Origin of the sequence: Pradoshia sp. (genome assembly GCF_051873915.1) — a bacterium.
Lineage (GTDB): Bacteria > Bacillota > Bacilli > Bacillales > Pradoshiaceae > Pradoshia.
The window spans coordinates 1-21,694 of the sequence record NZ_JBJEFJ010000008.1; the positions used below are offsets into that span (position 1 = coordinate 1).

The 21,694-nt window shown below is 43.5% G+C and carries 17 protein-coding genes and 1 other annotated feature; of the genes, 6 read left to right on the forward strand and 11 right to left on the reverse strand.

Going from position 1 to position 21,694, the window contains the following annotated elements:
• Positions 1-110 precede the first annotated feature (110 nt).
• Positions 111-1,373, reverse strand: a complete 1,263-nt coding sequence (gene tyrS / locus ACI35L_RS00505; protein ID WP_049669854.1) for a tyrosine--tRNA ligase — start codon at positions 1,371-1,373, stop codon at positions 111-113.
• Between the two features lie 120 nt (positions 1,374-1,493).
• Positions 1,494-1,735, reverse strand: a binding site (T-box leader).
• A gap of 153 nt (positions 1,736-1,888) precedes the next feature.
• Between tyrS and ACI35L_RS00510 the strand changes: the two genes are divergently transcribed.
• Positions 1,889-4,879 carry a transglycosylase domain-containing protein gene (locus tag ACI35L_RS00510; protein ID WP_049669853.1) on the forward strand — a complete coding sequence of 997 codons (2,991 nt, stop codon included), beginning with the start codon at positions 1,889-1,891 and terminating at the stop codon, positions 4,877-4,879.
• Between the two features lie 401 nt (positions 4,880-5,280).
• On the opposite strand, the gene ACI35L_RS00515 is transcribed toward ACI35L_RS00510, so the two are convergent.
• Positions 5,281-6,645: a sensor histidine kinase gene (locus tag ACI35L_RS00515; protein ID WP_049669852.1), complete on the reverse strand. Its 1,365-nt coding sequence runs from the start codon at positions 6,643-6,645 to the stop codon at positions 5,281-5,283.
• Positions 6,642-7,316: a response regulator transcription factor gene (locus tag ACI35L_RS00520; RefSeq protein WP_049669851.1), complete on the reverse strand. Its 675-nt coding sequence runs from the start codon at positions 7,314-7,316 to the stop codon at positions 6,642-6,644. The genes ACI35L_RS00515 and ACI35L_RS00520 overlap by 4 nt, the downstream gene beginning before the upstream one ends.
• Before the next feature lie 289 nt (positions 7,317-7,605).
• On the opposite strand from ACI35L_RS00520, the gene ACI35L_RS00525 reads away from it, so the two are divergent.
• Complete coding sequence (locus ACI35L_RS00525) at positions 7,606-7,953, forward strand: PepSY domain-containing protein (protein ID WP_439801997.1); 348 nt, start codon at positions 7,606-7,608, stop codon at positions 7,951-7,953.
• 57 nt (positions 7,954-8,010) lie between these two features.
• Here ACI35L_RS00525 and acsA read toward each other — a convergent pair whose 3' ends face one another.
• The gene (acsA, locus tag ACI35L_RS00530; protein WP_049669850.1) at positions 8,011-9,729 is read right to left on the reverse strand and encodes an acetate--CoA ligase; all 1,719 of its coding nucleotides are present in this window, start codon (positions 9,727-9,729) and stop codon (positions 8,011-8,013) included.
• A 284-nt stretch (positions 9,730-10,013) separates the two neighbouring features.
• Here acsA and ACI35L_RS00535 point away from each other — a divergent pair, with 284 nt between their 5' ends.
• Genes ACI35L_RS00535 through ACI35L_RS00545 form a run of 3 tightly spaced genes read left to right on the forward strand, consistent with a single transcriptional unit; the run spans position 10,014 to position 12,484 of the window.
• Positions 10,014-10,646 (forward strand): GNAT family N-acetyltransferase, encoded by a 633-nt coding sequence (locus tag ACI35L_RS00535; RefSeq protein WP_049669849.1) that lies wholly within the window; start codon positions 10,014-10,016, stop codon positions 10,644-10,646.
• 30 nt (positions 10,647-10,676) lie between these two features.
• Entirely contained in the window at positions 10,677-11,324 is a 648-nt protein-coding gene (locus ACI35L_RS00540) for an acetoin utilization AcuB family protein (RefSeq protein ID WP_049669848.1), read from the forward strand.
• Positions 11,321-12,484, forward strand: a complete 1,164-nt coding sequence (locus ACI35L_RS00545) for an acetoin utilization protein AcuC (protein ID WP_049669847.1) — start codon at positions 11,321-11,323, stop codon at positions 12,482-12,484. Before ACI35L_RS00540 ends, ACI35L_RS00545 begins: the two co-directional genes overlap by 4 nt.
• 92 nt (positions 12,485-12,576) lie before the next feature.
• On the opposite strand, the gene ccpA is transcribed toward ACI35L_RS00545, so the two are convergent.
• From ccpA to ACI35L_RS00570, 5 genes are all read right to left on the reverse strand, one after another.
• Positions 12,577-13,578: a catabolite control protein A gene (ccpA, locus tag ACI35L_RS00550; protein WP_049669846.1), complete on the reverse strand. Its 1,002-nt coding sequence runs from the start codon at positions 13,576-13,578 to the stop codon at positions 12,577-12,579.
• Positions 13,579-13,805: 227 nt separating this feature from the next.
• On the reverse strand, positions 13,806-14,891 hold the full coding sequence (locus ACI35L_RS00555; RefSeq protein ID WP_049669845.1) for a bifunctional 3-deoxy-7-phosphoheptulonate synthase/chorismate mutase: 1,086 nt from the start codon (positions 14,889-14,891) through the stop codon (positions 13,806-13,808).
• Positions 14,892-15,120: 229 nt separating this feature from the next.
• Positions 15,121-15,450: a bacillithiol system redox-active protein YtxJ gene (gene ytxJ, locus ACI35L_RS00560; protein ID WP_049669844.1), complete on the reverse strand. Its 330-nt coding sequence runs from the start codon at positions 15,448-15,450 to the stop codon at positions 15,121-15,123.
• A 52-nt stretch (positions 15,451-15,502) separates the two neighbouring features.
• Positions 15,503-16,123 carry a YtxH domain-containing protein gene (locus ACI35L_RS00565; protein ID WP_439801998.1) on the reverse strand — a complete coding sequence of 207 codons (621 nt, stop codon included), beginning with the start codon at positions 16,121-16,123 and terminating at the stop codon, positions 15,503-15,505.
• Between the two features lie 27 nt (positions 16,124-16,150).
• Complete coding sequence (locus ACI35L_RS00570) at positions 16,151-16,651, reverse strand: DUF948 domain-containing protein (protein WP_049669843.1); 501 nt, start codon at positions 16,649-16,651, stop codon at positions 16,151-16,153.
• A gap of 165 nt (positions 16,652-16,816) precedes the next feature.
• On the opposite strand from ACI35L_RS00570, the gene ACI35L_RS00575 reads away from it, so the two are divergent.
• Positions 16,817-17,932, forward strand: a complete 1,116-nt coding sequence (locus tag ACI35L_RS00575) for an aminopeptidase (RefSeq protein WP_049669842.1) — start codon at positions 16,817-16,819, stop codon at positions 17,930-17,932.
• A gap of 37 nt (positions 17,933-17,969) precedes the next feature.
• Here ACI35L_RS00575 and murC read toward each other — a convergent pair whose 3' ends face one another.
• Together murC and ACI35L_RS00585 are read right to left on the reverse strand one after the other, a co-directional pair.
• Complete coding sequence (gene murC / locus ACI35L_RS00580; RefSeq protein WP_049669841.1) at positions 17,970-19,271, reverse strand: UDP-N-acetylmuramate--L-alanine ligase; 1,302 nt, start codon at positions 19,269-19,271, stop codon at positions 17,970-17,972.
• A gap of 359 nt (positions 19,272-19,630) precedes the next feature.
• Positions 19,631-21,694, reverse strand: a 2,064-nt coding sequence (locus tag ACI35L_RS00585) for a DNA translocase FtsK (RefSeq protein ID WP_439801999.1), incomplete at its 5' end; no start/stop codon positions are given.

The following is a 21,694-nucleotide window of genomic DNA, read 5'->3' on the forward strand; positions in this document are numbered from 1 at the left end:
CTCTCGTTAATCTGCCCGTTACGAAAAACCATCCCTTTTGGGATGGTTTTTTTGTTAGACTGAACATAAAAACCCAGGAGCTGATTTAAGCTTCTGGGTTTATCTGTACATTAAGCAAATTTAATTAATGTGTACTTCTTCTTACCGCGGCGGATGACGGTGAATTGGTCTTCAATCCGGTCATCAGCAGACACTACATAAGAAAGATCTGTTACTTTATCGCCATTAATGCTGATGGCTCCATTTGTAATATCCTCACGCGCTTGGCGTTTAGATGGAGAGATTTTCGCATTAACAAGCAGCTCGACTAATGTCAGCTCCTCATCAGCTGCCGGTACATAGGATGGCACATCCTTGAAACCTTGCTTAATATCATTCGCACTTAGCTCTTTTACATTTCCGCTGAATAATGCCTGTGTAATGTTGATAGCTTTATCAAGCGCATCCTGCCCATGTACAAGGCGGGTCATTTCTTCCGCTAATGCTTTTTGAGCTTTACGCAAATGAGGCTCTGTTTCAACAGATGCTTCAAGCGCTTCAATTTCTTCTTTTGATAAGAAGGTAAAGATCTTCAAGTAGTTCACAACATCCTGGTCCGCTGTGTTAATCCAGAACTGGTAAAACTCATAAGGAGTTGTTTTCTCTGCATCAAGCCAAACAGCGCCGCCTTCTGTTTTACCGAATTTCGTACCATCAGACTTCGTAACAAGCGGAATCGTTAAGCCGTATGCTTTCGCTCCCTCACCTTGGGTTTTGCGGATTAAGTCTAATCCAGTTGTGATATTTCCCCATTGGTCGCTCCCGCCAAGCTGAATTTTGCAATTATACTTCTCATATAAATGCTTAAAGTCAATGGCCTGTAGAATGGTGTACGTAAATTCTGTGAAAGAAATACCTGTATCTAATCTTGAAGCAATCGTATCCTTTGCAAGCATATAGTTGATTCCGATATGCTTCCCGTAATCGCGCAGGAAGGTAATCATATCAAGAGAGCCGATCCAGTCAAAGTTATTGGTCATAACTGCACCGTTTTCTCCTTCAAAATCAAAGATACGCTCTAATTGCTTTTGCAGACATTTAACATTGTGCTGAATAGCTTCAACCGTTTGCAATTGACGTTCCTGCGTTTTACCGCTCGGGTCACCGATCATGCCGGTTGCACCGCCGACAAGAATAATCGGCTTATGGCCAGCCTGTTGGAAGCGGCGCAGTGTCAAGAACGGCAGCAAGTGACCAATATGCATGCTATCTGCAGTAGGGTCAACACCACAATACAAAGATGTTGCTTCCTTCTGTAGTTGTTCCTTTAAGCCTTCTTCATCTGTTTGTTGATAAATAATGCCTCTCCATTGCAAATCCTGAAGTAAATCCATTGTCATTCCTCCTATTAGTTAAAAACGCTAAACATAGTTTTTCATTTTCTTATGTGCCCGCATGAATCATTTTTCGACTATGTGCAGCAAATTGAACACAAAAAAGCCCCTTCACAAATATGAAGGGACGAATAAATCGCGGTACCACCCAACTTGCGGGATAAATCACATTTTCCCGCCGCTTAATTCCTTATAACGGTAAGGAACCGGCATACGCTACACAGCCTGCCCTCGGGGGCAAAGCCTTCACGAATGCTGCTACAGGAGGTAATTCATTAAACCGTTTGTGCCGGTTCACACCAAACCACCGGCTCTCTAAAACAGGGACGGATTAACTACTGGATTCCTGTCATTGCATCGCTTTTTAAATGAATAGATGATATGAAATTTTTATCATATTTATCCTGCCCTTGTCAAACCCATTTTAGACATCTTTCAGGTAATAATAGAATCTTTTATACGATTTTCCAACGATATGCTATAATGTACATGATTTCTTAGAGGAGTGTGAAAAATTGGAAGAAATATTCAACAAACTTAAAAAAGGGGCCCAATCCCTCTACTCATATGCAACGAAGCCAACGGTCAAGCGGAAAGCAAGCATCACATATCAAGTCGTCTGGAATTATGTTCTTATATTTATAATCGTCACCATCATTGGCATATTTTTTGCCGGCGGGGTCGGTGCAGGCTATTTTGCCTCCATTGTAAAGGATGAGCCTGTACGCAGCGAAAAACAATTAAAAAATAGTTTGCTAAATTACGAGGAAACATCGGAGATCTATTTCTCTGATAATGTGTATTTAGGAAAGCTGCGCACAGACCTTGAGCGCCAGGAAGTAAAGCTTGAGAATGTATCCGAACACGTGAAGAAAGCCTTGATTGCCACAGAGGACGCCTATTTCTATAAGCATGATGGTGTCGTACCAAAGGCTTTAATGCGCGCTGTCTTCCAAGAAGTGACTGGCTCAGCCGTCCAGACTGGAGGAAGCACATTAACCCAGCAGCTAATTAAGCAGCAAATCCTCACAAACGAGGTTTCATTCGACAGGAAAGCGAAGGAAATCTTATTGGCGATGCGCCTTGAGAAATTTCTAGAAAAGGATGAAATACTCGAATCCTATTTGAATATCTCTCCATTTGGCCGCAACTCATCCGGCCGAAATATTGCCGGAGTTCAAACTGCGGCACAAGGGATTTTCGGCGTTAATGCGAAAGATTTATCACTGCCGCAGGCTGCCTTCATTGCAGGATTGCCGCAAAACCCTTATTCCTACACACCCTTCACTCAATATGGGGAAGTGAAGGAGGATATAAGCCCGGGACTCAACCGAATGAAAACCGTGCTGAAACGGATGTACAATAATGGGGATATTACGAAAAAGGAATATGATGAGGCGCTAAAATATGATGTAAAGGCTCATTTAGCGAAAAGACAGCCTTCCTCCACAGAGCGCTATCCTTACTTAACGTATGAGGTAGAGAAACGAGCCATTGAAATCATGATGCCTATTCTCGCCAAGAAAGACGGATACAAGGCAAAGGATTTAAAGGAAGACGATGACCTTTATCAGCAATACTACAATCTTGCTGACCAAACAATCAGGCAAAACGGATATAAAATCCATACAACCATTGATAAAAAAATGTACGACAATATGCAAAAAGTCACGAAGAATTTCTCCTATTATCAAGGAACCCGCCCTGCGGAAAAAACAGACCCCGAAACAGGGGAAACTGTAATCGTCAATGAACCGATTGACACAGGAGCCATTCTGATTGAGAACTCAACCGGCAAAATTCTAAGCTTTGTCGGAGGACGTGATTTCGAGCGAGAGCAGCTGAACCATGCGACTGCGGCGGTCCGCTCCAACGGATCAACAATGAAGCCATTATTGGTGTATGCGCCAGCCATCGAGTACGGGGTCTCCTACCCTGCCAAGACATTGATTAATGCGCCGATAAACATCAATGGCTATAAACCTGGGAACTATGCTGGCGGCGGGATTACAGGGCTGACGACAGCAAGGGAAGCCTTGAAAAGGTCCTACAATATTCCGGCCGTGCTGCAATATAAGGAAATATTGAATCGCCGACCGGCAGAATACCTGAAAAAAATGGGCTTCAGTTCATTGATTGAAGCTGATTATACTAATCTATCGACTTCCCTTGGAGCCCTTGAAAGAGGAGTCACAGTTGAGGAAAACACCAATGCATTTGCCACATTCGCCAACGGCGGCGAATTCGTAGACGCGTATATGATTGAGAAAATCGAAGATAACGATGGAAATATCATCTTCGAGCATAAGTCAAAGGCAAAGAAAGTATTCAGTCCTCAAACGGCCTATCTGACACTAGACATGATGCGGGATGTCCTAAAATCTGGGACAGCAGCCGGAATCAATAACAAGCTGAAATTCTATAGTGACTGGGCCGGTAAAACCGGAACGAGCCAAAGCTTCCGTGATGCCTGGTTTGTGGCTACTAACCCAAATGTGACCTTCGGCGTCTGGATGGGCTATGACTCAAACGGATCAGTCGAAACGGGCGGGATGAGCTATTCCCAGCGGAACCAGAGCTTATGGGCCCAACTGATTAACTCAGCTTATGATGTTAATCCGAAGCTGATAGCTCCATCAAGCCAGCATCAAATGCCTGGCGGTATAGTGAAGAGATCTTACTGTATGCTGACGGGAACATTGGCTTCAGCTGCCTGTTCGAACGCCCAGCTGACCGTATCCGATTACTTTAACGCAAGCCATCTCCCTAAAGGAGGCGGCAATATGCCAACATCAAGTGAAAGCTATGTGTTCATTAACGGCAAGAAATATCTCGCCCATAAAGGAACACCTTCTGAGTTCACCGAAAAAGGTATCGCGGTAAGCTCGGACTTCTTTAACAGTATTGGCGGACAATATGTAATAGATAAATCGTCCATCATGCCGAAGGGAGATTCGTTCAAAAACCTGGTCGTCGGCGGTGCTACATTAAACGATAATGGAAAAGCGCCAGGAGCCCCAGCTGTTACAGCAAACGGCAAGTCCCTCAGCTGGAGCACGACAGGCGAGAATGATGTCATTGGCTACTATGTCTATCAAAACGGTAAAAAGGTCGCAGCCATCAAGGCAGACGACAGTAGAAGCTTCACATCAAGCGGAACAGGCAGCTACTATGTTGTTGCCGTAGATATTGCCGGCAATGTCTCAAAACCGTCCAATAAGATAGAATTTAAGACTGAAAAGAAAGCGGATGAGAAGAAAGAAGACAGTAAGAAAGAAGACAGTAAAAAAGAAGAGAAGGAAGACAATAAGAAAAAAGAAGAAAACAAACCAAACGCAAAGCCTAAGCCAGCTGAACAAACAAATGACGATGAAGCAGCAGATAAACCAGCCGATGATAAACCGGCTGATGATAAACCAGCTGATGATAAGCCGGCAGAAGCTGACGAACCTGCTGAAGCTGCAGAGCCAGCATCTGCAGAACCTAAAGAAGATGAAGCAGCTTAAGCATCTCTAAAAAGTAAAAAGCTGACCCAAGCTCCGTAACTTATACGGATATTCGGGTCAGCTTTTTTATTTTAATTGCCTGCCATGCCGCCGTCCCAATTCAACGACTATACGAGTTTGATGATATTAAAAGAACATCAACCAAATACGATTGATTTATTGTCTATGCGCAAGATAACTCCTCCGGCCTTTTCGCCGTTCAATTAAATGTGACTCAATTTTCTATCTAAAAGTTTTAGTTCCAGCGATTTAGGTCCTTTCTTAATTAGAAAGTATCTTTCTCTTGGTTCAGCTGCTCTTTTCAATCTGCAAGAAAAGACCATTTGATGTCCAGCAGCGCAAAATATAGCGGTTTAGCCCAATGGCTACTCCCCACCGGTTCAAACAATCGATAATATTTACTAACCTCTCCTCTTTGGCAACCTAAACTGAAACATGCTTCCCTTCCCGATTTGACTCTTCACCGTAATGGTTCCATGATGCTTTTCTACAATCCATTTTGCCATTGATAGTCCAAGTCCAGCATTTCCATTTTCCCTGCTTGTTCTTGCCGAATCAATGCGATAGAAGCGGTCCCATATTTTCTCCTGCTCCCTCTCAGCTATACCAATTCCATTATCTGATACTTCCCCGACAATATCATTTCCGTCCTCATAGAGCTTAATTTTGACATAGCCGTTCTCCTTGTTATAGGAAATCCCATTCATCATTAAGTTCATGAGCAAGCGCATCAGCAAGGTTTGGTCAGCTTCTATTTTCAACTCAGGCTGAATGTCTATTTCAACAGAACTGCCATTCTCGTCTGCCAGTTCCCGCATTTCCTCCGCAACAATTTCAGTCAGCTCACTCATATCAAAGAGCTCATATTGAATAGAAGCGTTCTTCTGATCAGTCCTTGCCAGTTGTAATAATTGATTAATCAGCTCTGACATTTTGGTCGACTGTCTGAGAATGGACTGAAGGGCTTCCTTCACTTCAGCTGGATGGTCAAGCTGGGTAAGGGCATATTCCGCTTGTGAAATGATGACAGAAGTCGGTGTTCGCAATTCATGCGACGCATCAGCCGTAAACTGCTTCTCATTCTCAAAGGATGTTTCCAGCCTTTCAAACATGCCGTTAAATGTATCAGCAAGCCCATGGATTTCATCCTTCGCACCAGACAAATGGATACGTTGAGATAAATCCTTTCCCTCCTTGATTTCATTGACAGCACGGTTCATTTCTTCTAGCGGCTTAAAGGCTTTTTTCGTAATCCAATACCCGCCGAATCCTGCCAATAGAATAAGGATTGGAATGGATATGAGGACAATCAGGAAGATGATATTCATCGTCTTCGAAAATGAATCGATAGACATCACGGCTCGTATCCAGACACTCTGCCCATCCTGCATCAGCTCATAATCGTACACCATCCATTCGGTTTGTTGGCTGACAACTGTTTGGATACGGTCATGAGCCAATCCGATTTCTTGATCAGTAAAGCCTGATGGCAGGCTGCCTTCCCGCAAGGTTCCAGCATTGTCATAAATTAAGATACTCACTCCATCGTCATAGAATTCAAAGTCATCATCCCGCTTGTAATGTCCATTCTGAAAGCGAATCTCTTCAACGCCATCAATGGCGGCTTCCTTTAATTGTTTCTCCGCTTGATAGGTAACTGCCTGTCCAGCGAACAGCCAAATAAATGCAAACACAAATCCCATAATAAGAATCATGAGGCCTGTGTACCAAATCGTTATCTTCATCTTGATTGATAATTTCTTCATGATTGGCCTCTCAATACATATCCAGCTCCGCGCACGGTCTGAATCAGCTTATGCTCATGCCCGCTATCAATCTTCTTACGCAAATAACGAATATAGACATCGATAATATTTGACCCGCCCTCATAATCATAATTCCAGACATGCTGTTCAATTTTCTCACGCGAAAGGACGATACCTTTATGACGAATCAAGTATTCTAAAATAGCAAATTCCTTGCTAGACAGCTCGATTTCATCATTCCCGCGCGTGACAGTGCGGGAATGGCAATCCACCTTTAAGTCATCTACTTGAAAGATATTTGACACAGCACCTAATGGCCTTCTTGTTAACACACGTATTCTTGCCAGCAGTTCATCAAAAGCAAATGGTTTCACTAAATAATCATCTGCTCCGCTATCAAGTCCCACGACCCTGTCTTCAATCGCATCCTTTGCCGTCAGAAGCAGAACTGGCATGGAATTTTCATCAGCACGAATCCTTCGTAGTACTTCAAGGCCATTGATTTGTGGAATCATAATATCTAATAGAACACAATCATACTCTGCCATAGAGATATAATGAAGGGCATCTGCTCCATTATCAACCGCATCTACACTGTAATGCTCCGCACTCAGTCTTTTTAACAATACCTTCCTTAGATCTGGTTCATCCTCTACTATGAGAATCCTCATGTAAAGACCCCCTTACTAATATCCTTATCTTCATCATACCATTCCTGCATTAAGGGAAGATGAAAACAAAAAATCCGGAACCGGAATCCACGTTATATTTTTTCACTATATTAATCTTCCTTTAATCTTTCCTGTTTATGATGAAGATGAGGAGGAAAAGAGAAAGAAACAAATCATTTATTCAGCTTTAGGATTTCCTCCATTTATGCTGGCCATGCCAAGCGAAAGGAATCCTATGACCATACAAGCTCTTATAAAGAGTAAATAATAAAAACGGAGGTAGAATACCATGAAGGAATCCATTAAAACAATACAGGAGAAAATGAAAAACAAGAAAAAGGCCATTATCCTTACAGTAAGCTCCATCGCAGCGCTTGGTCTTATTCTGATTGGGGGTTATGCCGGATTAGGCTATTATTATGCGAAGCAAAATAATCATTACACAGAAAGCCAAGCAAAGGAGATTGCCCTTTCTTATGTGGATGGTGAAGTCCTTACAGTCAAGAAGCATATTGAAATGGAGGATAACCCAGCTAAATCCGAATATGAATATGAAGTTGAGGTAAAAACGGCGGATAACCTTCTTCAAGAGGTCACCATCAGTGCCCGTACTGGAACGATTGAAATAGATGATTGAATATTGGGATGAAAAACAAACCAGCCTGTCAGCATGACAGGCTGGTTTGTTTTTCTTTTAATCCTCCATGGTCGATAAATCACCTGTTGGCAATTCCAGCTCCCATGCTTTTAAGACTCGTCGCATAATCTTACCGCTTCTTGTCTTCGGAAGCTTCTCTTTAAACTCAATCTCACGCGGAGCCGCATGTGCCGCCAATCCCTTCTTCACAAACTGACGAATCTCTTCAATCAGTTCATCAGACGGCTCATAGCCTGACCTCAAGGCAATGAATGCCTTGATGATTTCTCCTCGGACCGGATCAGGCTTGCCGATTACACCTGCCTCAGCAACAGCTGGATGCTCCACTAGCTTAGATTCCACTTCAAATGGCCCAACGCGTTCTCCTGATGTCATGATTACATCATCGATTCTTCCTTGGAACCAGAAATATCCGTCTTCATCCATGTATGCTGAATCACCTGATACGTACCAGCCTGAAGGCATGAAATAGGATTCATACTTCTGCTGGTTATTCCAGATTTGGCGCATCATAGACGGCCAGCCTTTTTTGATGGCGAGATTGCCCATGCGGTACGGCGGAAGCTCATTGCCTTGGTCATCCACGATGGCAGCAACAACACCCGGAATTGGTTTCCCCATAGATCCAGGCTTAATTTCCATGCATGGATAATTACAAATAAGCTGGGCACCTGTCTCAGTCATCCACCATGTGTCATGAATCCGTTTATTAAATACCTTCTGTCCCCACTTAATGACCTCTGGATTAAGCGGCTCCCCGACACTTAATACATGGCGCAGGCTCGAGAGGTTATATTTCTTGACAATCTCATCCCCTGCCCCCATCAGCATACGAAAAGCAGTCGGTGCGCTGTACCAAACACTGACATGGAACTCTTCAATTGTTTCATACCATGCTTCCGGCGAGAATCTGCCGCCGGTGACAACGGATGAAGCCCCATTGAGCCAAGGTGCAAATATTCCATAAGCTGTACCTGTTACCCAGCCCGGGTCAGCGGTACACCAATAGACATCCTCTTCTTTTAAATCAAGCACCCATTTTCCTGTCTGTAAATGCTGGATCATCGCATTATGCGCATGAAGGACCCCTTTCGGCTTGCCGGTAGATCCGGATGTGTAATGAAGAATCAATCCATCCTCTCTGTCTACCCATTCAATCTCAAGCTCCTTTGAAGCTCCCTTGAACTTACTAAGGAAATCAATGTATTTCCCCTTCTCCTCGACATTCTCGCCCACGATGAATATATGCTTTAGATGCGGCAGGTCATCTGCGGGAATTCTCCCTGCAAGCTCAGGTGTCGTCACAATAACGCTTGCCTCGCTGTCGGCAAGCCGGTCCTTCACAGCACCCTCCATGAATGCCTCGAAAAGAGGACCAATGATGGCGCCAAGCTTAATCGCTCCAAGCGCTGCAAAATATAATTCAGGTGTTCGAGGCATGAAGATAAATACCCTGTCTCCCTTTGATACATGTCCATATTCTTTCAATACATTTGCAGCCTGATTCGATAAATCCTTCATTTCACTGAACGTATACTTTTCAAAACGGTTAGGGTCCTTATAATAGAGTGCCACCTTGTTGCGCCGGAATGTCTCAACATGCCGATCAATTGTTTCATAAGCGACATTGAGCTTTCCAGTTTCATGCCAGGAAAATTCCTTTTCGACTTCCTTCCAGTCAAAATGATGATAGGTTTCCTCATAATCAGCTAAATTATATTGACCCTTTTCGACAGAAAGCGCTTCCAGTTTCATTGACCATTACCCCCTCGTTTAGTGTAAAGATATTCCTAGTATAGTATAAAACCCAATTTATCTCAATTTTTTAAAAATTTGATAACTTAAGGAAATATGTTACAATTTTGAGTAGTGCCATGCTGAATGATTGATTACCAGTCTAGAAAATTTATGTAAGCGCTTTATATCACCTAGGTCCTCTCATAAATGCTCTGCTGACGTAAAAAGTTCAAATCCATGCCCAAAAGCAATCGATAAAGTACTGTATAATAACGTTATTAAGTGACCTAGGTGGTGTATGAATGGAACATAAAAAAACGTATTACAAGAGAACCTTGGATACTCCCCGCGGGCCGCTCATCATTGAAGGCCCAGTGACAGGTGATACCCTGAAGGAACTCAAATTTCATGAAGGCCTTGTCGCATTTCGAATACCAGAAAAACAGCATAAAGCCTTAATCCAAATCAGCGACCTGCCTGAGGGCAGGATTATTATAGCAAGAGATGAAGACACCATTGTCGGCTATGTAACTTATCTTTATCCAGACCCGCTTGAAAGATGGTCTGAGGGAAAGATGGAGGATTTACTCGAGCTGGGTGCGATTGAAGTAATCCGGGAATATCGGGGCGCCTCTGTCGGGAAGAACTTGCTTCAGGTCGCTATGCTGGATGATTATATGGAGAATTATATTATTATTACTACCGAATATTATTGGCATTGGGATTTAAAAGGAAGCGGCTTGAATGTTTGGGATTACCGCAAAATGATGGAGCGTATGATGAGTGCGGGAGGTCTTGAGTGGTATGCAACAGATGACCCGGAGATCTGCTCCCATCCGGCAAACTGCTTAATGGCCCGAATAGGAAAGAATGTCAGTAACGAAAGCATCCAAAGGTTTGATCAATTAAGGTTTATGAACCGGTATATGTATTAAGACATCACCTTTAATGAGGAGGCACGCTCTGTGATTATTGAAGATATCATGATTAAAGATGTTATTACGCTCACGCAAGACGCCACCATCGAACAAGCCATTGAGACCGTTAAAGAGAAGAAAATCCGGCATATTCCGATTATTGATGATCATCAGAATCTTGTCGGCCTTTTATGTGATGTCGATATTCGTTCGGCCACTCCCTCTATCTTCCGCATAGATGAATACAAGGAAGATTTATTGAGACCAGTCAGTGATATTATGGTCAAAGATGTCCTCACCGCCCACCCGCTCGATTTCGTCGAGGAAATTGCCTATACCTTTTACGATCAAAGGATCTCCTGTATGCCTGTTGTCAGCGACAATAAATTGATTGGTATCGTGACAGAAACAGACCTTCTTCATACATATGTGGAGTTAACCGGTGCAAATCAGCCAGGCTCCCAAATTGAAGTCAAGGTAAAAAACAGACCGGGGACATTGAGCCAAATAGCGGCCATCATTAAGAAGCATAATGCGAATGTAAACAGCATTTTCATTTATCCGTATAAAGATGAACCGGCAAGCAAGGTTCTCGTCTTAAGAGTTCAGACAATGAATCCCGCCAAAATCATTAACAGCTTCTCCGAGGAAGGTTTTGAGGTCATTTGGCCTGCCGGGCCGGAGATGGAGTCATGAAAGAGGCTTCCTTTGTTTACTCACCAGAAATGCAAGGCTATAAATTCAATGATACACATCCATTTAATCAACGAAGATTACAGCTGACTGTTGATTTGCTCGAACAGATTGGGGCACTCAAACTCGAGAACTGCATCAAGCCTAGAATGGCCACAGACGAAGAGCTAATGCTTGTCCATGATGAGGATTATATCCAAGCAATCAAGCAGGCTGGAGAAGGGAAGCTTGACCCAGATACAGGCCTCAATTATGGAATCGGAACAGAGGATACGCCCATTTTCCCTAATATGCACGAAGCAAGCGCCCTGCTCGTCGGAGGGACGCTCGCTGCTGTGGATGAAGTCCTGCAAGGACGCTCTCGGCATGCTGTCAATCTTGGGGGAGGCCTGCATCACGGATTCAGGGGAAAAGCCTCGGGCTTTTGCATCTATAATGACAGCTCGGTTGCCATCAAGTATATGAAGGAGAAATATCATGCACGTGTGCTTTACGTTGATACAGATGCCCACCATGGAGACGGTGTACAATGGACATTCTACGATGACCCGGATGTCTGCACTCTCTCTATTCATGAGACAGGGCGGTATCTCTTCCCTGGAACAGGCAATATCAATGAACGCGGAAATGGGAAAGGTTATGGCTTCTCCTTTAATGTCCCGCTCGATGCATTTACAGAGGATGAGTCCTTTCTTGAAAGCTACGAGCTTGCCTTACGGAAAGTAATCGAATATTTTAAGCCGGATATCATTCTTACGCAGAATGGAGCGGATGCCCATTATTATGATCCGTTAACCCATTTATCAGCTACCATCCGGATTTATGAGCATATCCCACGGCTTGCTCATCAGCTGGCACATGAATACTGTGACGGCCGCTGGATTGCTGTCGGCGGAGGCGGATATGATATTTGGCGTGTCGTCCCGCGGGCATGGTCAAGAATCTGGTTAGAGATGGCAGATTTCCCTCCTCCCTCCGGCAGACTCCCGCAGGAATGGCTGGATAAATGGTCACCCCTGTCACCAGTGACCTTGCCACTGACATGGGAGGACCCGCCGGATTTGTACAAGCCTATTCCAAGAAAGGCCGAAATCACAGAGAAAAACAGAAAAACATTGGAGCAAGCGCTCTACCCCATCCAAAGAACCACCACCCAAGAATAATAAGATAGGAATGAATCATAAGGATGCCACATCATAGAAAACAAAAAAGCTGAACCAAATGTTTATTGTCATAAACAAGGTTCAGCTCTTTTTTAGTTCTTTGTGGAGTCTCTAAGCTCCAAGCGATGCGGAAGAATGACGGAGGACTCTTCCACTTCCTCTTTATTCATCAACTTTGTCAATAGACGCATGGATACTGCGCCAATATCATACAATGGCTGTACAACTGTCGATAGACGAGGACGTACCATTAATGACAAGCGTGTATTATCCGAGCTGATTACTTCAAGCTCCTCAGGAATCTTTATGCCCCTGTCATAGGCAGCGTGAATGATTCCAAGCGCCGCTTCATCAGAGCACACATAAATAGCTGTTGGTCGTTCGTTCAGTTCAGCCAGCTGGTTTAAGGCTTCAATTCCGCTGTCATAAGTAGAATCCGTTTCAACCACGTAATCTTCACGGAATGATAGACCTGCCTTATCTAAGGCTTCATGATATCCAGGAACGATTTTCTTGCTTGTAATCGCATCCGTTACAGGACCAGTCACCACGGCAATGCGCTCATGTCCATTCTCTTTAAAGAATGCAACCGCATCCATGACCGCCTGTTTATAATCGATATTAACGGATGGTATTTGCTCCGTATCCTCAACAGTTCCGGCTAAAACGACTGGAACAGGAGATTTTTTCAACTCTTCAATATGCTCGTCTGTAATGTTTGAGCTCATGAAGACAACTCCGTCCACTTGTTTGCCCAGCATCGTTTGGATTAAATGCAGCTCTTTTTCTTGATTGGAGTCAGAGTTGCTAAGGATAATATTATATTTATACATAGTCGCAATATCCTCAATCCCTCTTGCCAATTCCGCATAGAAGATGCTTGAAATATCCGGGATGATGACCCCAACTGTTGTTGTTTTCTTGCTCGCCAATCCTCTTGCAACCGCATTCGGACGATAGCCTAGCCTTTCAATAACTTCATTTACTTTCTTACGTGTTGCTGGTTTCACATTTGGATTCCCGTTGACAACACGCGAGACCGTTGCCATGGAAACATTCGCTTCACGGGCAACGTCATAGATGGTAATATTCATTTTTATACACCGCCCAATTCATCAATTAACTTTCTACAATAGTATTAGAGAAAAAAGTAACCAATAGTATATTATTATTCTTATGATACTCTAACACGCCGTTTCCTGCAAATAAACATAATTACCCACGATAAAATTATTGTATACTTAGCTTCCCCCAATGAAAAGAGAATAATATCATTCAGGAAAAAAAGAACTGCCTTCTACCGGCAGTTCTTTCTTCAATATTATATTCTAATACCAGAATGCTGACTAAATGGCTGAACCGCTTTTACGAATTCATCAAATTGTTTTAAGTCCATTTGCTGAGCCGAATCTGATAAGGCAACGGCTGGATCTGGATGAACCTCTGCCATGACACCGTCTGCTCCAATGGCTAGAGCAGCTTTGGCTGTTGGAATTAATAAATCTCTTCTTCCAGTTGAATGCGTAACATCGACCATAACCGGTAAATGCGTTTCCTTTTTCAAAATCGGAACAGCGGATATATCAAGCGTGTTGCGTGTCGCTTTCTCATAGGTGCGGATACCGCGTTCACAAAGAATAATATTACCGTTCCCTTGAGACATGATATACTCAGCTGCATTTATGAATTCCTCAATGGTTGCTGCAAGCCCCCTCTTCAACAGGACAGGCTTATCAACGGCTCCCGCTGCCTTCAGCAATTCGAAGTTCTGCATATTACGTGCGCCAATTTGGATGACATCAATATAATTGACCGCAACCTCAATATCAGCTGGATTGACGATTTCACTAATGACAGCCAAATCATACTCATCTGCCACTTTTTTGAGAATCTTCAGCCCTTCCACTCCAAGCCCTTGGAAATCATAAGGAGATGTACGCGGTTTATAAGCACCGCCTCTCATTAGCTTGAACCCTTTATCTTTAATGGCCTTAGCCACCGTAGCCACCTGTTCGTATGATTCAACTGCGCATGGTCCGAATACAAAGGAAGCTTCACCATTGCCGACCTGATGGCCTTTCAAGGTAATAACCGTATCCTCCGGCTTTTTCTTGCGCGAAACCAACAAGGCTTTACGATGGTCATCCTCCTGAAGCTCTAAGCTAGCCTTGAAGATTTCCTTGAAGATGTGCTCAATCGTAGACCGTTCAAATGGTCCATCATTGTTTTCGATGAGTGTATTGAGCATTTCTCTTTCCCTGACAGGATCATATCGGTGCTGGCTTTGCTTGCCTTTTACTTCCCCGATTTTTTGTACGATTCTTCCCCGCTCATTAATGAGATTCAATAATTGCAGATTTAAGCTGTCCAGTTGTTCTCTTAATTGATCCATCTCTTTATTACTCAAGTACAATCATCCTTTCTGTTTTGCAAAGCGGCTTAACAATGACCGGAATCATCGGTAAGAAAAAAGTAGAGTTAATGCCAAAATGTTCTATTATTCAGTATAATTTAACTTATTATAACGGATTAAGCCGTGATTGTCACGAAAAAAATCTACACCGCTTTTAAGCGTTAAAGTATTGAAATGAATAGATAGTAAAAGCCGGTATGGATATCCCCATACCGGCATTCATTTATTTAGAGTATTCCAACACAGCCTTTTCCAACTTCTCTGCCGTTATCTGTTGATGAGAGGCATCCCATACAGGCTTGCCATTGTGGAAAAGGATAGCTTGCGGTGATTCATGCTTAATGCCTGTTATTTCAGCTACATGATTGGAGAGCGGCCTTGCTTCCTGTACAGCCAAATAGGCTGTAGGAATATCTTGATGTACTTCCGTAAATTTCGTATATTCACCAAAGGCAGCCAAACTGATTGGACATGTGAGGCTGTGCTTTATGAATAGGAATAAATCACGCTCTAAAAATGGAGCAAATTCATTCTCATTGGATACTTTGTTCATCCCTTATCCCCTTCCGCATCTTTCATGTATGATAGATTATCGTTAATAAGGTTTATTTCTTGTCCGTATCCTTGTCTTTGGATGTATTCGTTTCTACCTTTACGGATTTAATCGTGCTGGAAGCGGCAGCAGTCGTTCCTGATGAGGCATTTCCGCTTGCTGTGGAAGAAAATCCTGTTTCGTTAGACGCATAGGTTTCCTCTTCTGCACGGTCTTTATCACTGATGGCTTCAGCACCCTCGTAAACATCGTCAGGTGAATCAACTGCAATATTTGTTTGCATGCCTGGTGTTGTCATATCCATATTGGATGTTTCTTCAGATGTCATATCCTCATTTTTCTTACTAAGCTTCGTTTTCACGGCATCTTTTATCGGCGCGCTTTTCTCCTTAGCTACAGAAATCCATTCAGTTCCTTTTTCTTGAGCTGTTTGCTTCCATGCAGAACCCTTCTCAGTTGCTGTCTGCTTGAAGGCATTCCCTTTCTCCATTAAAGCGCTGCTTTGCTCAGAAAGATCTCCTCGCAGTTCTTTTCCTGACTTTGGAGCGAGGAATAAAGCTGTTGCTGCGCCAACTATTCCTCCCACAAGTGCTCCTAGGACAAAATTGCTTGAAGACATCCCTTCATCTCTTTTCGTATTGTTTGTTTTGTTTGTTAGATCACTTTTACCCATTGTTCATTTCTCCTTCCAATGATTAATTTATGAATGAGAACGCTGATATCTGGTTTCTGCTGCTGGTACTGGGAGGGATTCTTGAAGGATTTCCTGCTGCTGTTCAGCTTCTCTCTCTGCTTTCTTAGCCTTCCATTTATTAAATAGCTCAATACACACATTACCCCATTGAACAGCTTGGGCAATCTTCGGGTTATGTTCATTTGCTGCGATTTGTACACGGTCTGTTACTTGGTCAATCGTTTCATTAACCTTTTGAATGGAACCGCCGACACCTTTGACTGCATCAACCACCGTATTCAGGCTTTCAGATTTCACTTGAAGATCTTCAGCCAGCGCGTTTGTTTTGTGAAGTAAAAGGGTTGTTTCAGTTGTGATTCCCTGCATTTGCGTTTCTAAACCTTCCAATGTCCCGGAGACGCTCTCCATTGTCGTCTGCAGGGCTTTTAAGGTCTTGGAGAGATAAATAACCAATACCATAAAAGCAATGGCGATGAGCGCTACGCTCAAATACAAAATAATTTCCATTCCACATTCACTCCATCTCTAAAATATACTTAATTTCATACCCCTTACTGTCTCATTTAAACTATAAAGGATTTTTATCCATAAAGGCAATGAGGCTTTCAATTTTAATATTTAGGATAAACTGCGTTACAATGATACTATGCGTAAATGGAAAGGAGAAAAACAATGAGAGACCCAAGAATCCAGCAATTAGCCCATAATTTGATCAATTATTCCGTTGATCTGCAAAAGGGCGAAAAAGTCTTAATTGAAAATATCGGCATTCAGCCAGAGCTAGTTAAAGCATTGGTGCAGGAGGCTTATAAGGCAGGAGGATACCCGTTCGTCACGACGAAAGACCCATCCATTGAACGATCATTGCTTCTCGGTGCGACAGAAGAGCAATATAAAATGGTCGCACAGTTCGAATCAGCTGTCATGAAGGAGATGGATGCATACATAGGACTTCGTGCAGGAGATAATATTTCAGAACTTTCAGATGTCCCATCTGAGAAAATGAAAATATTCAGCAAATCCATTACACAGGATGTCCATCTCGGCATTCGTGTTCCGAAAACAAAATGGGTCGTGCTCCGTTACCCGACAAATTCAATGGCCCAATTAGCGAAAATGAGTACAGAAGCCTTTGAAGATTTCTACTTCAATGTATGTAATTTAGACTATGAAAAAATGGCCGAGGCAATGGAAGGTCTTGTAAATCTTATGAACCAAACTGATCAGGTCCGCATCACAGGCCCTGGAACCGACCTTACTTTTTCTATCAAGGATATTCCGGCAGTTAAATGTGCGGGCCGCCGTAATATTCCTGACGGTGAGGTTTACACTGCTCCTGTACGTGATTCCGTGAATGGAACCATTACGTATAATACGCCTTCTCCTTACCAAGGCTTTACCTTTGAGAATGTACGTCTTACCTTTGAAAATGGCAAAATTATCAAAGCTGAGGCAAATGATACCGAGCGTATCAATCAAATTTTCGATACTGATGAAGGGGCAAGATACGTCGGCGAATTCGCTATTGGCGTAAACCCGTTTATCACAGAGCCGATGCAGGATATTCTTTTCGATGAGAAAATCGATGGAAGCTTCCACTTTACCCCTGGCCAATGCTATGAGGAAGCGTATAATGGCAATCAATCAAGCATCCACTGGGATCTTGTCAATATTCAGCGCAAGGATTACGGCGGCGGAGAAATCTACTTCGACAACCAATTGATCCGCAAGGACGGCATCTTTGTTCATCCTGATCTCTTAGCCTTGAATCCAGAAAACCTGAAATAAAAAATGACCCTCCAGATATGCTGGAGGGTCTTTCTTATTAGTTTGTAATTAAATTCTCGTAAGCTGCCTGAACCTTTTGAATATCCCCTGCCCCCATGAACAGCAACACGCCGTCCGGGTGGTTTTTCAACACAGATGGATCATCCTCTTGAATGATTTCAGCTCCATCAATCTTCTCACATAAATCCTTAACGGAGAGCTTGCCGTTCAATTCACGTGCTGAACCGAAGATTTCACATAAGTAAACCTTATCTGCCTCAGCAAGTACCTCAGCGAAATCATCCAGGAATTTCTGTGTTCTTGAGAATGTGTGCGGCTGGAATACAGCTACAACCTCACGACCTGGATATTTTTGACGAGCTGAATCAATCGTTGCTCGGATTTCTGTTGGATGATGAGCATAATCATCAATCAGGATTTGGTTATCGACCTTCTTCTCGGAGAATCTTCTCTTCACGCCATTAAAGGTTAACAGGCGTTCCTTGATGACTTCCACGTCAATTCCTTCATAATGGCATAATGCAATAACGGCTAACGCATTTAAGACGGTATGACGGCCGAACATCGGGATGGTGAACGTCTCATAGTAATTATTGCGCACATGCACATCAAACGTTGTGCCTAGTTCAGAAGTCACGATATTTTTGGCCTGGAAATCGTTCTCCTCGTTAAGTCCATAAAAAATAACCGGAACTTTCGCTTGAATCCTCTGAAGCTGTTCATCATCTCCGCAAGCGATGATTCCCTTTTCGACTTGAAGGGCCATCTCTTGGAAGGCTGAGAACACATCCTCCAGATTAGAGAAATAATCAGGATGATCAAAATCAATATTCGTCATGATCGCATAATCAGGCTGATAGGATAGGAAATGACGGCGGTATTCACAGGCTTCGAATACGAAATATTTCGAATCAACCTGCCCCTTGCCTGTGCCATCCCCAATTAAGAAGGATGTAGGCTCCGCGCCGCTGATGACATGCGCCATCAATCCAGTAGTAGATGTTTTGCCATGCGCACCTGTGATGGCGATGCTGACGAACTTTTTAATAAAATCTCCAAGGAATCTAGGGTAACGGATAACCGGCAGCCCTAATTCAAGAGCTCTCACAATTTCGTCGTGACTGTCTGGAAAAGCATTTCCAGCAATAACAGTCATACCTGGTTCAATATTTTCTTTGTTAAACGGCAAAATTTTAATGCCGGCTTTTTCTAAAGCTGCCTGGGTGAAAAAACGTTTCTCATAATCGGAACCTTGTACTTGGTATCCCATATCATGCAGGATTTGGGCGAGTGCACTCATCCCCGATCCTTTTATCCCTACGAAGTGATAAACTGTCATAGAATGAACCTCCAACAAACGTCTATCCTGTATAACAGTATATGACGGTTTCATTTTTTTGCTATTTTCGGCTCTTTAAGCCTTTCATGCAGATTTCTTATTTAAAGTGGACGTACGAAAACACATAATAAATCACCATAGAATAATAACACAACTTGTATGATTATAAACCTATTAGATGATTTAGTACACTTTTTCTTTCCTTCCTCTTTTTTAGAGGAACAATTTTACTTTATATCCTTTATTCTATCCAAAGAGTTGATTGATTTATCTCGATTTTGCTCACCTTTCTTTACAATCTGCAAAATCTTATGGGGCTTCCTTTCTGACAAAGGAACCCCCAAAGATTAGGCAAGACTTTAATAAGGCAGGTGAGAGTCCTGGATAGCTTCTAAATCTGCCTGTGAAATGAGGACCTCTCGAGGCTTGCTTCCTCTTGCCTCTGACAGAACACCTTCCCGTTCCATAATATCAATCAATCTTGCAGCTCGATTGTATCCGATTCGGAAACGGCGTTGGATGCTTGAAATAGAGGCACCTCCCATTTCAACCGCGAATTCACACACTTCAAAATAGAGTTCATCCTTTTCTTCCTGCACATCCGCATGCTTGAGCAAGTCAGACGGTTCAAACATGTAATTCGGTTTCGCATGGCTTTTTACATACTCAACAACCTGCTCGATTTCATCATCTGTCACAAAGGTCCCCTGCAAACGAACCGTTTTCGATGTGCCATTTTCCAGGAAGAGCATATCTCCTCGGCCTAACAGCTTCTCTGCGCCGCCTTGGTCGAGAATCGTTCTTGAATCTACCTGAGAGGACACCGAGAAGGCAATCCGCGTTGGAATATTCGCCTTGATTAATCCAGTAATTACATCCACTGATGGCCGTTGTGTCGCCACCAGTAAATGAATACCGCACGCCCTCGCCTTTTGTGCAATTCGGCAAATGGCTTCTTCCACATCAGCAGGAGACATCATCATCAAGTCCGCAAGCTCATCAATAATGATGACCAAGTATGGGAGCTTATGCTCAAGTTGGCCGGATTCAACAGCCTTTTGATTATATCGGACAATATCTCGTGCCCCGGAGTGAGCAAAGAGCTCATAGCGCCTGTCCATCTCCTCCACCGCCCATTTCAAGGCTGCTGTTGCCGCCTTCACATCCGTAATTACAGGGGCAGCCAAATGTGGAATATGATTATACGGAGCAAGTTCGACCATTTTCGGGTCAATCAATAGCAGCCGGACATCACTCGGATTGGCTTTATACAATAAGCTCACTAAGATGGAGTTGATAAACACGCTTTTACCTGATCCGGTAGAGCCAGCCACCAAGCCGTGCGGCATTTTCTTCAAGTCTGTCACAATCGGGTTACCTGAAATATCAAGACCGACTGCCGTTGTCAGCGGTGAATCTGACTGCAGGAATACATCCTCCTCCAGCACTTCCCGCAAATAGACAGGGCGAGTGCGCAGATTCGGAATCTCAATGCCAATCATTCGCTTACCAGGAATAGGCGCCTCTATACGGATATCCTTTGCGGCAAGGGAAAGCTTCAAGTCATCACTCAAATTCGTGATTTTGCTTACCTTAACGCCCGGTTCCGGCTGGACCTCAAATCTTGTAACAGAAGGTCCTTGATAATAAGCAAATACCTTTGCTTTTACATTGAATTGTTCAAGAGTCTGATCGAGCAATTCCGCCTGCTCAGCCAGCCAATCAGAATCCTCCTGAACAGCCATTTTCGGCTTCAGGATGGAAATATCCGGGTAGCTGTAGGATTCATTTTGTTTTTTTTTATCTGCCAGGATGGCCGGCTCCTGTGATGTCTGTTGAGGTTTCTCCTCTTTTCTGCCAGCCATTCTTGCCTTATCCTGTTTCAGCATCAGAACATTGAATGGGATATGCTTTCTCCGCTCCTCAATTCTTCGCGCCCGCTCTGCTTTGCGGTCCTCATCTTCGCCAATTCCAGAAGTAATGACTTCGAGCTTCGGCTCCGCGGCACTCTCATCCTGAGCAGGATTCTCTTGCTCTGCCTCTACAGGGGTTTCACTTACAGACTCAGCCTTTTCTTCGGCAGCCTCATTAACGGCCAAGGAGAGGTCAAATACCGGCTTTTCCGTTATCGGCTCCTTCTCAGGTCCATTAGCAGGGACAGCATCCGTCATGGACGGAGCATCCTCTTCTGAATCAGCTGTCTCAAGTGGATCCATGCTAAGTGCGGAAACGGGCATTTCCGCAGCTGTAACATCTTCTTCAGCCGGCAGGTTAGAATACGCTGTATCTGCTGCTTCTTCAACAGACAGCTCATTCATTTCCAGAACAGCCTCTTCTTCCCTGGCCTCAAGGATTGTCCCCTCTTCAGCAGGCTGTTCTGCCCCTGACAGTTCAACGGATACAGATGACGCTTCTAAATCGAC

Coding starts and splice junctions, on each gene's coding strand:
- ACI35L_RS00545 (WP_049669847.1), top strand. CDS start 11,321: ATGAAAGAGGCTTCCTTTGTTTACTCACCAGAAATGCAAGGCTATAAA.
- murC (WP_049669841.1), bottom strand. CDS start 19,271: ATGACAGTTTATCACTTCGTAGGGATAAAAGGATCGGGGATGAGTGCA.
- ACI35L_RS00525 (WP_439801997.1), top strand. CDS start 7,606: ATGAAGGAATCCATTAAAACAATACAGGAGAAAATGAAAAACAAGAAA.
- acsA (WP_049669850.1), bottom strand. CDS start 9,729: ATGAAACTGGAAGCGCTTTCTGTCGAAAAGGGTCAATATAATTTAGCT.
- ACI35L_RS00515 (WP_049669852.1), bottom strand. CDS start 6,645: ATGAAGAAATTATCAATCAAGATGAAGATAACGATTTGGTACACAGGC.
- ACI35L_RS00520 (WP_049669851.1), bottom strand. CDS start 7,316: ATGAGGATTCTCATAGTAGAGGATGAACCAGATCTAAGGAAGGTATTG.
- ACI35L_RS00575 (WP_049669842.1), top strand. CDS start 16,817: ATGAGAGACCCAAGAATCCAGCAATTAGCCCATAATTTGATCAATTAT.
- ccpA (WP_049669846.1), bottom strand. CDS start 13,578: ATGAATATTACCATCTATGACGTTGCCCGTGAAGCGAATGTTTCCATG.
- ACI35L_RS00535 (WP_049669849.1), top strand. CDS start 10,014: ATGGAACATAAAAAAACGTATTACAAGAGAACCTTGGATACTCCCCGC.
- ACI35L_RS00570 (WP_049669843.1), bottom strand. CDS start 16,651: ATGGAAATTATTTTGTATTTGAGCGTAGCGCTCATCGCCATTGCTTTT.
- tyrS (WP_049669854.1), bottom strand. CDS start 1,373: ATGGATTTACTTCAGGATTTGCAATGGAGAGGCATTATTTATCAACAA.
- ACI35L_RS00565 (WP_439801998.1), bottom strand. CDS start 16,123: ATGGGTAAAAGTGATCTAACAAACAAAACAAACAATACGAAAAGAGAT.
- ytxJ (WP_049669844.1), bottom strand. CDS start 15,450: ATGAACAAAGTATCCAATGAGAATGAATTTGCTCCATTTTTAGAGCGT.